At 75.7% G+C, this 14066-nt stretch carries 11 protein-coding genes; 7 read left to right on the forward strand and 4 right to left on the reverse strand.

Features of this window, described 5'->3' with window-relative positions; translation table 11 throughout:
- Window positions 1–8 precede the first annotated feature (8 nt).
- Window positions 9–1763 (forward strand): substrate-binding and VWA domain-containing protein, encoded by a 1755-nt coding sequence (locus tag ABD823_RS02540; RefSeq protein ID WP_344855439.1) that lies wholly within the window; start codon window positions 9–11, stop codon window positions 1761–1763.
- 109 nt (window positions 1764–1872) lie between these two features.
- A complete protein-coding gene (locus ABD823_RS02545) occupies window positions 1873–2184 on the forward strand; it encodes a hypothetical protein (protein WP_344855441.1) in 312 nt (103 codons plus the stop codon).
- A 116-nt stretch (window positions 2185–2300) separates the two neighbouring features.
- Here ABD823_RS02545 and ABD823_RS02550 read toward each other — a convergent pair whose 3' ends face one another.
- Genes ABD823_RS02550 through cofD form a run of 3 tightly spaced genes read right to left on the reverse strand, consistent with a single transcriptional unit; the run spans window position 2301 to window position 5463 of the window.
- Window positions 2301–3119 (reverse strand): sugar nucleotide-binding protein, encoded by an 819-nt coding sequence (locus tag ABD823_RS02550; protein ID WP_344855443.1) that lies wholly within the window; start codon window positions 3117–3119, stop codon window positions 2301–2303.
- 56 nt (window positions 3120–3175) lie between these two features.
- A complete protein-coding gene (locus ABD823_RS02555; RefSeq protein WP_425566556.1) occupies window positions 3176–4498 on the reverse strand; it encodes a coenzyme F420-0:L-glutamate ligase in 1323 nt (440 codons plus the stop codon).
- A complete protein-coding gene (cofD, locus tag ABD823_RS02560; protein ID WP_344855445.1) occupies window positions 4495–5463 on the reverse strand; it encodes a 2-phospho-L-lactate transferase in 969 nt (322 codons plus the stop codon). The genes ABD823_RS02555 and cofD overlap by 4 nt, the downstream gene beginning before the upstream one ends.
- A gap of 243 nt (window positions 5464–5706) precedes the next feature.
- Between cofD and ABD823_RS02565 the strand changes: the two genes are divergently transcribed.
- From ABD823_RS02565 to ABD823_RS02580, 4 genes are all read left to right on the forward strand, one after another.
- Window positions 5707–7854, forward strand: coding sequence for a hypothetical protein (locus ABD823_RS02565; RefSeq protein ID WP_344855447.1), 2148 nt, complete (start codon window positions 5707–5709; stop codon window positions 7852–7854).
- A gap of 223 nt (window positions 7855–8077) precedes the next feature.
- On the forward strand, window positions 8078–8338 hold the full coding sequence (locus ABD823_RS02570; protein WP_344855449.1) for a WhiB family transcriptional regulator: 261 nt from the start codon (window positions 8078–8080) through the stop codon (window positions 8336–8338).
- A 178-nt stretch (window positions 8339–8516) separates the two neighbouring features.
- Window positions 8517–11384 carry a glycosyltransferase family 2 protein gene (locus ABD823_RS02575; protein ID WP_344855451.1) on the forward strand — a complete coding sequence of 956 codons (2868 nt, stop codon included), beginning with the start codon at window positions 8517–8519 and terminating at the stop codon, window positions 11382–11384.
- A complete protein-coding gene (locus ABD823_RS02580; protein ID WP_344855453.1) occupies window positions 11381–12835 on the forward strand; it encodes a DUF5719 family protein in 1455 nt (484 codons plus the stop codon). Before ABD823_RS02575 ends, ABD823_RS02580 begins: the two co-directional genes overlap by 4 nt.
- A gap of 113 nt (window positions 12836–12948) precedes the next feature.
- Here ABD823_RS02580 and ABD823_RS02585 read toward each other — a convergent pair whose 3' ends face one another.
- Window positions 12949–13404 (reverse strand): metallopeptidase family protein, encoded by a 456-nt coding sequence (locus ABD823_RS02585; protein WP_344855455.1) that lies wholly within the window; start codon window positions 13402–13404, stop codon window positions 12949–12951.
- Window positions 13405–13677: 273 nt separating this feature from the next.
- Between ABD823_RS02585 and ABD823_RS02590 the strand changes: the two genes are divergently transcribed.
- Complete coding sequence (locus ABD823_RS02590) at window positions 13678–14043, forward strand: DUF3499 domain-containing protein (RefSeq protein WP_344855457.1); 366 nt, start codon at window positions 13678–13680, stop codon at window positions 14041–14043.
- Window positions 14044–14066: the final 23 nt, after the last annotated feature.

Here is a 14066-nt window from a genome sequence, read left to right on the forward strand (position 1 = left end):
GTAGCAGCGTGCCCTCTCCCGGCCGACACCGCGTCGCCGCCGGTGCCGAACGGCGCCGGCGGCAGGCGCTGACACGGGTTGCACTCGCCGCGACCGCCCTGGCGGTCGCCGCGGCCGGGGCCGTGGTGCTGATCACCGGCCGGGGCGCTGGAACGTGTTCCGGCGACCCGGTCCTGGTCCAGGTCGCCGCCGCGGTGGACATCGCGCCCACCGTGATGGAGGCCGCCGGGCGGTTCAACGCCCGCAAGGAGCAGGCCGACGGGCGGTGCGTGCTGGTGCAGGTGACCGAGCAGCCCCCGGCCACCGTGCTGCGGACCCTGATCGGGGACACCGCGGGAGTGCTCGAAACCCGCCCCGACGGCTGGATCGCCGACTCCTCCGCCTGGATCCGGCTCGCCCGCAAGCAGGGCGCCGCCGGCATGGCGGGCACCGAGACCGTGGTGGCCACCTCCCCGCTGGTCTTCGCCACCCGCACCTCCCTCGCCGAGCGGTTCGCGGTCGGCGAGACCGAGATGAGCTGGGAGATGGTCTTCCCCGCCACCACCCGGGGGCGCGTGCGGCCCACCGAGGAGGAGCCCGACGTGGTGCGCGTCCCCGACCCCTCGCTCGCCGGGGCGGGCATCGCCACCGTGGCGGCGGCCCGGGACCTGGTGGGCACCGGGGCCGAGGCCGACCGGAGGCTCACCGCGTTCGTCCGGTGGGCCCAGGCCGGGGCGGCGCCCGACTACCGGACCATGCTGGACGCGCTCGGCGAGCGCTCCTTCTGGAAGCGGCCGGTGGTGATCGTCCCCGAGCAGTCGGTGTGGCAGTACAACCGGCGGCCCTCCGCCGACCCGGTGGTCGCGCTCCACCCCCGCGAGGGGACCGTCAACCTCGACTACCCCTACGTCGTCACCTCCCCGGACCCGGTCAAGGCCGCCGGGTCGCGGGCCTTCGCCGCCTGGCTCCGCTCCCCGGAGACCCAGGACGCGGTCCGCAGGGAGGGCTTCCGCTCGGCCGACGGGGTCCAGGGCCCCTACTCGCCCGGGCCCCAGATCCCCACCGAGGCGCCCAGCGCCCGCGCGAGCATCCTGCCCGCGACGATCGACGAGGCGCTGGAGGCGTGGAGCAGGCTGGCCCCGCCGACCAACATCCTGGTCCTGGCCGACGCCTCCCGGCACATGGCCGAGCCGATCAAGGGGGAGAAGGGCCGGACCAAGCTGAGCGTCGCCCTCGACGCGGCCCGGCTGGGCCTGCAGCTGTTCCCCGACTCCACTCACATGGGCATGTGGGAGTTCGCCGACGCCGAGGGCCGGGGCGGCGACCACCGCGAGCGGGTGGCCCTGGGGCCGATCACCGAGGCCGAGGGCGGGAAGGTCATCCGCCGCGGCGCGCTGGAGGAGCTCACCCGGACCATGCGCGCCGACGCGGGGCGGTCCAGCTCCCTGAACGACGCGATCCTGGCCGGGTTCCGCGAGCTGACCGAGGCCTACGACGAGGGGATGAACAACACCCTGCTGGTCATCACCGCGGGCAAGGACGACGGCAAGGGCCTGTCCGGGGGCGAGCTGGTCCGGCGGCTCCGCGAGGAGTGGGATCCGCAGTACCCCGTCCAGGTCGTCGTGCTCGCCTTCGGCGACGACCTCGACCGCGCCACCCTGGAGCAGGTCGTCTCGGTGACCAACGGCTCCCTGCACGTCGCCCGGGAGCCCGGTGAGATCATCGACGTCTTCCTGTCCGCGCTCGCCCGCCGCCTGTGCCACCCCACCTGCCGCAAGGCCTGACCTCCGCAGGGACCGCCCGTCCCACCTGCCGGAACGCCTGGTCGGGAGGGCTCCCGGACGGGTTCCGGAGATGGAGACAAAAGCAGGGCATATCGGGCATGATGCCGGTGTGATGCGAGAGCGTGAGGCGTGGGACGGGGCGAGCGGCGGCTCGCCGGCCGGCGCGGAGGAGGCGGCCCGGCGGGCCGGGGGTGCGCAGGCCGTACGGGACCGGCGGAGTGTCCGCGTCGACTACCGGCGGACGCGCCGCGACTGGCGGGCGACCTTCCCGGACCTGCCAGGGTTCGAGATGCGGGGCCGTACGCTCGCCGAGACCCGGCGCCTCGTCCGACAGGAGCTGACCGGCCGGTTCGGCGCCCAGGTGGTGGTCTCGGACCGGGTGGTCGGCGCCTCCCGGACGCACAAGCCCCTGCGCGGCTGACAGCCGCCGGCCCCGAGGCGGGAGCGACCCGGAGCGGGAACGGTCCGCCCCGAGGGCGAGCGGGCCCGTCGGCTCTTCCGCTCCGCCCGCCGCAGGGCCGGGACCACCGGCGGGCCTCAGCGCAGGAACTCCCGCGCGCCACGCAGCCGGGTCCGCAGCCGCCGCCGGGTCGTGCCGCAGTCCAGGCGCACGTCCAGCGGGCCGGGCACGCCGCTGTCCGCCCGCCGGCCCGGACGCAACCGGTCCGGGTCGAGCCCGTCGCGCCGGGCGACGAGCAGCCCCAGCTCGTACCGGCTCACCGCGTCGGCCCCGGCGACATGGTGGACGCCGTGGTGCCCGGACACGGCGAGTTCGAGGAGCGCCGCGGCGAGATCGGCGACGTGCACGGGGCAGCGCACGTCGTCGGTGAAGAGCACTCCTCTCTTCCCGCCGGTGGCCAGCGCGTGCACCAGCGCCTCGTGCGGGGAGCCGCCGTCGCCGATGATCAGGGACGTCCGGGCGATCACCGCATCCGGGTCGATCGCGGCCACCGCCGTCTCGGCGGCGGCCTTGGCCGCGCCGTACGGGCTGATCGGGTCGGGGACGCAGGTCTCGTCATAGCGGACCGCGGCGCCGGAGAAGACCGCGTCGCTGGAGACGTGGACCAGACGCCCGCCCGTCGCACGGGTGGCGAGGGCCACGTTCGCGGCCCCGGCCGCCGTGGTCGTCCAGTCCGCCTGCCGGTAGGCGGCGTTGACGACCAGCTCCGGCCGGAACGCGCCGACCAGCGCCTCGACGGCCTCCCTCCGGCGCACGTCGAGCGGCGACCACTCGACGCCCCCGGCCTCTCCCGGCCGGGTCAGGTAGGTCGCGGCCACCTCGTGCCCGGCCGCCGCGCACCGCCGGACGAGCTCGCCGCCGAGGAAACCGCTGCCGCCGGCGATGAGGACCCTCATGGCCGGTCACCGTAGCCGATCGGCCGTCCGGCGGCCCCGCCCCCGGCCGGGGGACCTCACAGGGTGACGATGAAGTCGGCGGCGGTGCGGGGGGCGCGGTCGCGGGGCGGGGCGGCGGGGCGGCCGATGGCGACGGCGCCCATCGGGTCCCAGTCGGCGGGCAGGCCGAGCACCTCGCGGACCACCTCGCGGCAGAACATGGTGGACGACACCCAGGCCGAGCCGAGGCCCTCCACCGCGAGCTGGACCAGGAAGTTCTGCACGCCCGCGCCCGCGGCGACCACGAACATCTCCCGCTCGGCGGCGTTGCGCCGCTTGTCGCGGTAGGTGTGCGAGCCGTCCATGACCAGGCAGGGCACCGCCAGGTAGGGGGCGTTGCGCAGCACGTCGCCGCGGCGGGTCCGCCTGGCGATGGACTCCTCGGAGAAGCCGTCCCCGCGCAGGTCGGTGATCCACGCCTCGCGCATCGCGTCGAGCAGCTTCTCCCGGGTCCCGGCCGACTCCAGCAGCACGAACCGCCACGGCGTCGTGTGGTGCGGCGCGGGCGCGGCGATCGCCGCGGCGACCGCCCGCCGTACCTTGGCGCCGTCCACCGGCTCGGCGGAGAACTCCCGGATCGTACGGCGGGCGAAGACCACGTCGCGCGAGCCGTACCGGAACATGTCCTCCTCGGACTGGCGGACCACCTCGCGGATGCCGGGGCCGTCGTCGGAGGTGGTGTACTCGGCCATGCCGCGGACCAGGGCCACCGGCGTCTGCGCGACCTTGCCCTTCGCCAGGTCGCCGGCGGCGGCGAACTCGTCGGCGATGGCCGTGACGGTGACCTCCAGCGGGTTGCCGTGGTCGTCGGACAGGCCCCGGTAGTCGAGCATGGGCGGCACCCCCGCCACGCCGACGGCCATGTCGGTCTGGCCGTTGCGCCACGGGCGGCCGAAGGTGTCGGAGACGACCACGCCGACCGAGACGCCGAGCCGCTCGCGGACGCTCGCGCGCACCGCCCGCGCGGAGGCGTCGGGGTCGACGGGGAGCAGCACGACGGTGCCGGGCTCGGTGTTGGAGGCGTCCACGCCGGCCGCGGCCATGACGAACCCGTGCGAAGTCTCCGCGATCACGGTCTCGCCGCGGCGGGCGACCACCCGGGCCGTCTCGTCCCGGACGGCCTCGGCGCGGGTGACACCCTGGCGGATGCGGCCCTCGGCCTTGCTGAGGATCTTGGAGGTGACCACGAGGATGTCGCCGTCGCGCAGGTCGGGCCGGGCGGCGGCGATCAGCGCGCCGACGTCGTCCCCCTCCCGCACCTCGGGGATGCCGTCGATCGCGTGGATCTCGATCCGGACCTCGGTGGGCTCCTCCTGGCGGGAGCGGCGGATCCTGCTCACCGTCCCTCCTCCCCGGAGACCGCGACCGGGGCGCCCAGCTCGCCCGCGAGGCCGAGGGCGGCCCGCGCGATCTCGGCGGCCGCCCCGGCGTCGTGCATGATCAGCGGGCGGGCCACGACGCGCACGCCGTCCAGGCTCACCCCGGCGTCCTCCTCGGCGACCAGCCAGCCGTCGATCAGCGCCGCGCCGTACAGCTCCAGGACGGCCTGGGCGGTCGTCTCCACGCCGATCGCGGACAGGCAGGCGTCGGCCATGCCGCGGACCGGGGCGCCGCCGACGATGGGGGAGACCCCGACGACGGTCTTGCCCTCCAGCGCCTCGCGAATGCCCTTGATCTGCAGGATCGTGCCGATGCTGACCACCGGGTTGGACGGGGGCAGGATCACCGCGTCGGCATCCTCGACGGCCTGGAGCACGCCGGGTGCCGGCTTCGCCTCGTCGGCGCCGACCAGGATGATCCGCTCGGCCGGGACGGAGGCGCGCATGCGCACCCACCACTCCTGGAAGTGCACGGCCCGGCGGCCCCGCTCGTCGTTGATCACGATGTGGGTCTCGGTCCGGTCGTCGGTCATCGGGATCAGCCGCACGCCCGGGTTCCAGCGGGTGCACAGCGCCTCGGTGACCGCAGAGAGGGGGTATCCGGCGTCGAGCATCTGCGTGCGCACGATGTGGGTGGCGAAGTCGCGGTCGCCCAGGCCGAACCACTGCGGTTCGACGCCGTAGGCGGCGAGCTCCTCCTTGACGACGTGCGTCTCGTCCCGCCGTCCCCATCCCTGCTCCTCGTCGATGCCACCGCCCAGGGTGTACATCACGGTGTCGAGGTCGGGACAGACCCGCAGGCCGTACAGGGTGATGTCGTCACCGGTGTTGCCGATGACGGTGATCTCGGCGTCGGGGGCCGCGGCACGCAGGCCGCGCAGGAAGCGGGCACCGCCGATGCCGCCGGCGAGGGACACGATGCGCATGCCCCCAGTCTCCCATCGGGCCGCGCCGGTCCGCTCCCGCGGGGCGCGGCGCGCGCCGCCGGAGCCGTCTTCTCTCGATCGTTACCTGGACCGTTCCCGGGGACGGGGACCGCTCACCACATGCCCAAAGTCGTGGTGAATCTGAGGCAATGAGAGACTTGTAGGATTCATGCGCTTCCTGGGTCCGCCGCCGATGAAGTCGGCCATGTGTAAAACTTGGCCCGGGTTTACCCAAGGACCCTAATGGGGGTAGTTGTGATCAACGTCGATGCGGGCCGGCTCCGGGAGCCCGCCGCGTGGCTCATGGTCGCCGCGGCGTCCGGCGGCGTGCTCGTCGGCATCGAGCGGCTGCTGTTCGGCGGCTCGTCCTTCGCGATCCGCGCCAACCTGTACCTGCAGCAGATCGTCTCGCCGGTCTCCGCCGCCCTGCTCGTCGGCGCGATCCTGCTGGCCGGCGGCCTCGGCCCGGCCACCGCGCGGCTGCGGCCGCTGGCGTACACGGCGGCCGGCACGCTGGGCCTGTCCGCGCTCTTCGGCGTCATCGCACTGCCGGTCGGCCTGTTCACCGGGGCGACCGACCTCATGGAGAAGATCGAGTTCCTCCTCCTCGGCGTCCCCGCGCTCGCGCTGGTCGTGCTCGCCCTCCTCTACCTCCTGCCGAAGACCGCCCCCGCGCGGAGCGGGGCGGCCGGGTTCCGCTTCCAGGAGCCGCAGGTGCCGCAGGGTTTCCACCCCGACGGCGGTCTCGGCGGCCGCTCCCAGGAGCACGGCGCCGGCTACGGGGACCCCTCCGGCTACGGAGCCCCCTCGCACCGGCAGGAGCCCGTGCCGCAGGGGCAGGCCCCGCACCCGGCGTTCCCGCAGCAGGAGCAGGCTCCGCAGGGCTTCGCCGAGGCCCCGGGCGCCCAGCACGGCTTCCCGGAGGCCGCCCCCGCCTCCGCCCCGCAGTCGTACGGCCCCCCGGCGCTCCCGCCCGCGCCGGGCGGCGCCCCCGCCGACCAGTACGGCATGCGGCACGACGGCGGCCACGCCCCGCAGCAGGAGGGCGTCTACGCCTCCCAGGGCGGTGACGGCCACCCCGGCCAGGCCCTCCCCTACGGCGCGTCCGCCGACAGCCTCCACGGCGCCTCCGCGGAGAACCGGCCGTACGGCTCCGAGCAGTCCTACGGCTCCGAGCAGTCCTACGGCTCCGAGCAGTCCTACGGCGCTCCCGCCGAGCAGCAGTACGGCGCGCCGTCCCCCGGCTACGAGCAGGCACCCGCCCAGCCCGCCGAGCCGCAGCCCTACACCCCGAGCCCGTACGTCGCGGCGGACGTCAAGCCCCAGGCCCCGGTCTCGCCGTACGAGCCCCCGGCGGGCTCCTACGAGCCGCCCGCCCAGACGTACGGCACGCCCGCCGAGCAGTCCGGGGACTACGCCGACCAGACGCAGGGCTTCCGCGCCCAGCCGCAGCAGGCCGCCCCGCAGGGATACGGCGACTCCTCGCCCTCGAACTACGTGCCGCAGGACTCCTCTCCGGCGGCCTACGCCCCGCAGGACTCCTCGCCGTTGAACTACGTGCCGCAGGACTCCTCTCCGGCGGCCTACGCCCCGCAGGACTCCTCTCCGGCGGCCTACGCCCCGCAGGACTCCTCGCCGTTGAACTACGCCCCGCAGGACTCCTCGCCGGTCGACCCGGCGGCCTACGCGCCGCAGCCGACCGACCCGCGGGCGGCGGGCTACGGGCAGCCGGGCGAGGCGCAGCCGTACCCGCAGCAGCCCGAGCCGCAGGCCCCGTTCTACCCGCAGCAGCCCGCGCCGTACACGCCGGCCGACAGCCGGCCGAACCTGCCGTTCGACGGGCAGGGCTCCTCCTTCCCGCAGCCGCCGGAGAACTACGGTCAGCCGCTCACCGGCTACTCGGGGGCGGAGTTCGCCCGGCAGGCCGAGGCCGGCCTGCCGTACCCGGACCCGGCGGACCCCCGCTCCCAGCAGATCGCCCAGGCGTACCAGCAGGCGGAGAGCTACCAGCAGCAGCCCGGGACCGAGCCTCAGCTGCGGGTGCCGGAGTACGCCCCTCCGGCGGGCGGCGGCTACGACGACCCCTTCGGGCACCCGCAGACGCCCTCGCCGGCGCAGCCGCAGGGCGGGCAGTGGGACGCGCCCGCGGACACGACGATGCGCTTCGACCCGAACGCCTACCAGGGCGGCGACGCGCTGGGCGGCCCCGCTCCGGGGCCGGGCCAGGCGGGCGGGACCTGGGACTCGGTGCCGCCCATCGACCCCACCGCGATCTACACGCCGGAGCGCCCGGGCCAGGCAACGGGAGAGGAAAACGTCGACAGGGAGAGGACGGGACCTGGTCAGGAGCCGAACATGTCCTGGTACGGTTCCGACCGTCGAGAGCACTGAACGCCCAAGGCGATCTTCACGATCGCCGGGTGCAATTGCCATCGTCGCAGGCACACGCCTCAGAGCCGGGGAGAGCGGGTCTTTCCCCGGATAGCGGCATGCCGCTTGACGCCACACCAGCCACGCGCGTGTAATTACAGGCGTGTTGTTACGTCTCCCTCCGGGTGGGTAAGGGGGAGGCGTTCATAAGGGGGCTCCATTGCGGGCGGCAAGGAGGTGTGCAGTGGCCGACCTGGTCATCGCACAGGACGGCGGCACTGAAGAGCAGCTTGGTTGGCAGGAGCGCGCGCTGTGCGCGCAGACCGACCCGGAGGCGTTCTTCCCGGAGAAGGGGGGATCCACTCGGGAGGCCAAGAAGGTGTGCCGTTCCTGTGAGGTGCGTGCCGAGTGCCTGGAGTACGCGCTCGAGCACGATGAACGGTTCGGCATCTGGGGCGGGCTTTCCGAGCGAGAACGTCGCCGGATGAAGCGTCAGGCCGTCTGAGGGACGGGTCGGACGCTCCGGAGGAAATCACGGCGCCCCACGGGGCGCTTGTCGATATCGCGGTGAGGTCACGCGGTCAACGACCGCGTGGCCTTTTTCGTATCTCCCGGATATATACGCGGATATAAGGTGCCGTATCGTGGTCGCTCTGATCATCCCCTCCTAGACCACGGGCCGCATGTCCACCACCGACTCCCGCCACACGCACCACACCGTCACCGCGATCGTCGTCTCCCACGACGGGACCCGCTGGCTGGGGGAGACCCTGAGCGCGCTGCTCGGGCAGACCCGGCCGGTGGACCGCGTCGTCGCGGCGGACAACGGCAGCCGCGACGGCAGCGCCGACCTGCTGGCCCGCACCCTCGGCCCGAACGCCGTGCTCGCCCTGCCGCGCTCCACCGGTTTCGGCGAGGCCGTCGCCGAGGTGCTGAAGCGGCTGGAGCCCGCCGGGGGGCGCGAGTGGATCTGGCTGCTCCACGACGACTGCGCGCCGGCCCCGGACGCCCTGTCCGAGCTGCTGCGGGCCGCCGACGCCGACCCGAGGGCGGGGGTGCTCGGGCCCAAGCTCCGCGACTGGCTGGACCGGCGCCTCCTGCTGGAGGTGGGCGTCACCGTCGACCGGACGGGCCGCAGGGACACCGGCCTGGAGCCGAGGGAGTTCGACCAGGGGCAGTACGACGGCGTGCGGGACGTGCTGTCGGTCTCCACCGCCGGGATGCTGATCCGCCGCGACGTCTGGGACGAGGTGGGCGGTCTCGACCCCTTCCTGCGGATCTTCCGCGACGACCTGGACCTGTGCTGGCGGGTCAGGAGCGCCGGGTACCGGGTGCAGAACGTCACCCGCGCGGTCGCCTGGCACGCCGAGGCCGCCTTCCGGAGGCGGCGCCGCATCACCGTCAGCGGCGCCCACCCCCGGCGCCTGGACCGCCGCAACGCCATCTTCGTCGTCCTGGCCAACCTGCCCGCGGGCCCGCTGCTGCGCGCGCTGCTGCGCAACACCGCGGGCTCGGCCCTGCGCGCGCTGCTGTTCCTGCTGGCCAAGCAGCCGGCCAACGCGCTGGACGAGATCGTGGCGATCGGCTCGGTGCTGGCCCACCCCGGCCGGCTGCTCCGGGCGCGCCGGGCGCGGGCCGCGGGCAGGGCGCGCAACCACGCCGCGGTCAAGCGCCTGCTCACCCCGCCCGGCGCGGGCTACCGGCGCCTGGTGGACCGGCTCCAGAGCTATCTGGCCGGCGGGCCCGTGGAGACCGCCGGCCGGCACCACGCCGTGCCGGCCCGCGCCCGCGAGAGCGGGGAGGAGCTGCTCACCGACGACGCCGGGGCGACCCGGCGCGTCCTGGGCAACCCGGGGGTGCTGCTGTTCACGGCGCTGCTCGCGGTCACGCTGGTCGCCGAGCGGGGGCTGCTCGGCGGCACCCTGCTGGGCGGCGGCGCGCTCGTCCCGGTGACCGGTGGCGCGCAGGACCTGTGGCGGCTGTACACCGAGGGCCACCACCAGGCCGGCCTGGGCAGCGACGCCTGGGCCCCGCCGTACGTGGCGGTGCTGGCCGCGCTGTCGGGGGTGCTGCTCGGCAAGACCTGGCTGGCGGTCTCCGTGCTGCTGCTCGGCTGCGTCCCGCTGGCGGGGCTCTCCGCCTACGCCGCGACCCGGTCCATCGTCCCCGGCCGGTGGACCCGCGTCTGGCTGGCCTCCTGTTACGCGCTGCTGCCGGTGGGGACCGGCGCGGTCGCCGCCGGGCGGCTCGGCACCGCCGTGGTCTTCGTCCTGCTGCCCGTCCACGCGGCGCTGGCCACCGTCGTGCTCTCCGGTGAGCGCCGCCGGGCCCGCCGCGCCGCCTGGGGCCTCGGCCTGCTCCTGGCGGTCGGCACGGCCTTCGCCCCGATCGTCTACCCGCTCACGCTGCTGCTCGGCGCCCTGGCCGCGCTGGCCTTCCCCCGGCGGGGCGTCGGCGTCTCGGTGGCCGTCGTGTTCGGCGTCCCGGTCGCGCTGCTGCTGCCCTGGCTGGTCCAGCTCGCCGCCGACCCCGGCCGGATCCTGCTGGAGGCCGGGCTCCACCGGCCCGAGCTGGTCGATCCGGCGCTGCCCGCCGAGTCCCTGCTGCTGCTCAGCCCCGGCGGACCGGGCATGCCGCCGCTCTGGGTGACTGGCGGCCTCATCGCCGCGTGCCTGGCGGCGCTGCTCATGCGCCGCGACCGGATGGTCGTCGCGATCGGCTGGGGCGTGGCGCTCTTCGGCGTGCTGGTGGCCGTCCTGGCCGGCCGCACCTCCGTCACCTCACCGGGCGGCGACGCCGAGGCCCCCGCCTGGCCGGGCGTGCCGCTGGCCTTCGCCGCCCTCGGCATGCTCGTGGTGGGGGCCCTCACCGCCGGCCGGATCGCCGAGTTCCGCGCCGCCGGGGGACTGCGCCGCCTGGCCGCCCTCGGCGTCGTGGCGGTCGCGTTCTCCACCCCGCTGCTCGCGGCGGGCCTGTGGGTCGCCCGCGGCACCCCCGGGCCGATCAGCGGCAACGCCCGCGACGCCGTACCCGCGCTGGTCGCCTCCGCCTCCCGGAACGGCGAGCGGACGCTGCTGCTGCGCTCCCGCGCCGACGGCCTGACCTTCACCGTGCTGAGCGGCCGCATGCCGCTGATCGGCGAGGCCGACATCCCCTCGCCGGAGGGGCCGCGCGACCTGGTCGCCGTGGCCGCGGCCGGGCTGGTCTCCGGCCGGGGCGGCGACGAGGCCCGGGTGCTGGCCGCGCACGGCGTGCGGTTCGTGGTGGTGGCCAGCCCGGTCGGCGAGGAGATCAGCCGGGCCCTCGACTCCCAGCCCGCGCTGGCCAGGATGAGCCTGTCCCGGGACCTCGGCGTGTGGCGGCTGACCCAGCCGGTCGGGCCGCCCCCCGCCCCCGAGGGCGATCCCTGGCACGCCCGCTGGCTGTGGGTGCAGGCGCTGCTGGTGCTGGTGGTGGCGGTCCTGGCCGCGCCGGGTTCGCGGGCCGACGGCGCCGCGGACGGCGTGCCGCAGGACGCGCCCGACACGGAGAGGGAGCCGGTGGCCCGGTGAAGTCCCTGATCGAGAACCGCTTCGGCCTCCTCGTCCTGGTCCTCGTGGCGCTGCTCGCGCTGTACGGCGTGGGCACCGCGACCCGGCCCGACCGGGCGGCGCGGGCCGCCCCCGAGCCCCGGAAGGTGCCCGTCTCCTCGGTGACCGTGGTCTGCCCCGCCCCCGCCGGGGCGGATGTCGGCGTCGTCACCCCGCCGGAGGGCGAGGGCCCCGGAACGGCCACGATCACCGCGGCGGCCGGCGGGAAGGACGGGAAGGACGCCGGGGGTGCCGAGGGCAGGGTGCTGGACACCCTGAACACGCCGGGACGGCTCTGGCATCGCGAGGCCCCCGACGGGAGCGGTCCCGTCACGGTCACCGCCACCGGGAGCAGCGCGGCGGGCCTGGAGGCGGCCCAGACGCGCCGGGAGACGTCCGGCGGGCAGCGGGGCCTGGCCGGGGCGCGGTGCGTGGAACCGGCCGCGAGCACCTGGCTGGTCGGCCCGGGCCCGGCCGCGGCCGACGTCACGCTGCACCTGGCCAACGCCGATCTCGCCCGGGCCGTCGTCGAGATCCTCGTCTACTCCGGGGAGGGCCCGGTGGTCGCCGACACCGGCGGAACCCTCACCCTCGGGCCGGGCGAGAGCCGTACGGTCGACATGCGGGACCTGGCGCCCTCGCCGCTCGTCATGGCGGTCGAGGTGCGCACCGTCTCCGGCAGGGTCGCCGCCGCGGCCCGGGCGGTCATGGAGGGCGGCGAGGGCGTCGACTGGCTGCCCGCCGCGGCCCCGCCGGCCACCCGTGTCGTGGTGCCGGGCGTGCCCGGCGGCGGCGGGCGGCGCGAGCTGCTGGTGGCCTCCCCCGCCGAGACCGGCACCCTGGTCGAGGTCAGGGCCCTGACCTCCGACGGGACCTACGCGCTCAAGGACCGCGAACTGGTCGAGGTGCCCGCGGGGTCCGTCACCGCGGTGGACCTGTCGAGCGGCATCGGCGGCCAGCCCGCCGCGCTCGTGCTCACCTCGGAGACGCCGATCGTGGCCGGGCTGGCCGCCACCGGGACGGGGAAGCGGCCCGACGTGGCCTTCACCGCCGGGGCGGGCCCGATCGACCTGGGCAGCGTGGTGGCGGACAACCGCACCGGGAAGAAGAAGGGCTCCCGGCTGCTGCTGGCCGCGCCGGAGACGGCGGGCAAGGTCAGCGTCCAGGTGCTGCCGCGCGAGGGCGAGGCGCCCGAGCCGTTCGAGGTGGGCGTCGCGGCCGCGCGCGTCAAGGAGGTCGAACTGCCGGACGTGGACGGCGCCTTCGCGGTGGTGGTGCAGCCGCTGCCGGGATCCGGCCCGGTGTACGGCGGGCGGGTGATGGACGAGCGCCTGAAGGACGGGCTCGCGCTGACCGTCCAGCCGCTGGCGACCGCCCGGATGTGGGCGGTGATCCCGCCGATCGAGGAGTCGGTGGCGACGGTCCTGCCCTGAGCGGCCGGGGTGCGGTCCGTGCCTTCCCGGGACGGGGCGGAGCCGAGCGGGGCGGGGCCCGAGGCCCGGAGCGGGGGCGGGGCCCGCTGTGCGCGGCCCGGAGCGGGGCCGGGTCAGTCGCGGCCGTCGTAGCCGGGGTCGACGGACTCGGGGGACAGGCCGAGCAGCCCGGCGACCTGCTCCACCACGGTGTCGTGGACCATCGCGCCGAGCTGGTCGCGGTCGCGGGCCCTGGCCTCCAGCGGGCGGCGGTAGATGACGACGACGGCGGGGCGGTCGGCGGCGGCGGGCTCGACCCGGCCGAACGGGACCGGCTCGCCGGTCAGCAGGCCGGGGCCGTCACCCAGCTCGCGGGCGGGCGGCACGTCCTCGACCGCGAACTCCATGGCCGCCAGCTGCTTGCTCCAGCGGGGCCTGAGCCGGTCCACGGCGTCCAGCACGAGGTCGTCGAAGCGCTCGCTGCGGGACTTGGCGATCGGCACGTGTGAGGGCGCCAGCGGGCCGCGCATGCCCCGGCCGTGCCGGTCGCGCCTGCGCGGAGGACGGGGTGTTCCCGGTGCCGAACTCACGGGCCAAGCTTAGACGGGCGGGTCGAGAGGCCGCGAGGCGCCGCCGGGCGGCCCCGGGGCGCCCGGCGGGCGGGGGCGGGGCGGTGCGGCACGGGGATACGCGGGGTCGCCGGAGGCGGCGAGAGGGGGACACGGAGGCCGTCGGAGGCGGCGCGGGGGTGGCGGGCCGTACACCTGGGCAAAAGCCGCGACAGGTGTCCGAATTGTGGCGACACGCTCGTTAAGAGCGCTCAGATAGTGGCGCCTCGGACGCTTACCGGATACGGTCCCACCGTGAGCCCCGTCCGCCGCTGTTCCCGCACCGCGTGCAGTCAGCCTGCCGTTTTCACGCTCACGTACGTCTACGCCGATTCGACCGCCGTCCTCGGACCCTTGGCCACGTACGCGGAGCCGCACTGTTACGACCTGTGCGCCGAGCACGCCGAGCGCCTGACCGCGCCACGCGGCTGGGAGGTCGTCCGCCTTCCCACCGACGGGGCACCGCCCAGTACGGACGACTTGGAGGCCCTCGCCAACGCGGTGCGCGAGGCCGCCCGGCCCGCCCCGGGCGGCGGCGAGCCCGTGGGTCAGGGGGTCGAGGTCGGGCGGCGCGGCCACCTGAGAGTGCTCCGCTCCGCGCAGCCGCAGCGCGACCGCTGAGCGCCGGGCGTGGATCGCCGGGC

This window comes from Planomonospora alba, assembly GCF_039534085.1.
GTDB classification, from domain to species: Bacteria; Actinomycetota; Actinomycetes; order Streptosporangiales; family Streptosporangiaceae; genus Planomonospora_B; species Planomonospora_B alba.

Coding starts and splice junctions, on each gene's coding strand:
- ABD823_RS02550 (WP_344855443.1), bottom strand. CDS start 3,119: ATGAGGGTCCTCATCGCCGGCGGCAGCGGTTTCCTCGGCGGCGAGCTC.
- cofD (WP_344855445.1), bottom strand. CDS start 5,463: ATGCGCATCGTGTCCCTCGCCGGCGGCATCGGCGGTGCCCGCTTCCTG.
- ABD823_RS02565 (WP_344855447.1), top strand. CDS start 5,707: ATGGGGGTAGTTGTGATCAACGTCGATGCGGGCCGGCTCCGGGAGCCC.
- ABD823_RS02575 (WP_344855451.1), top strand. CDS start 8,517: ATGTCCACCACCGACTCCCGCCACACGCACCACACCGTCACCGCGATC.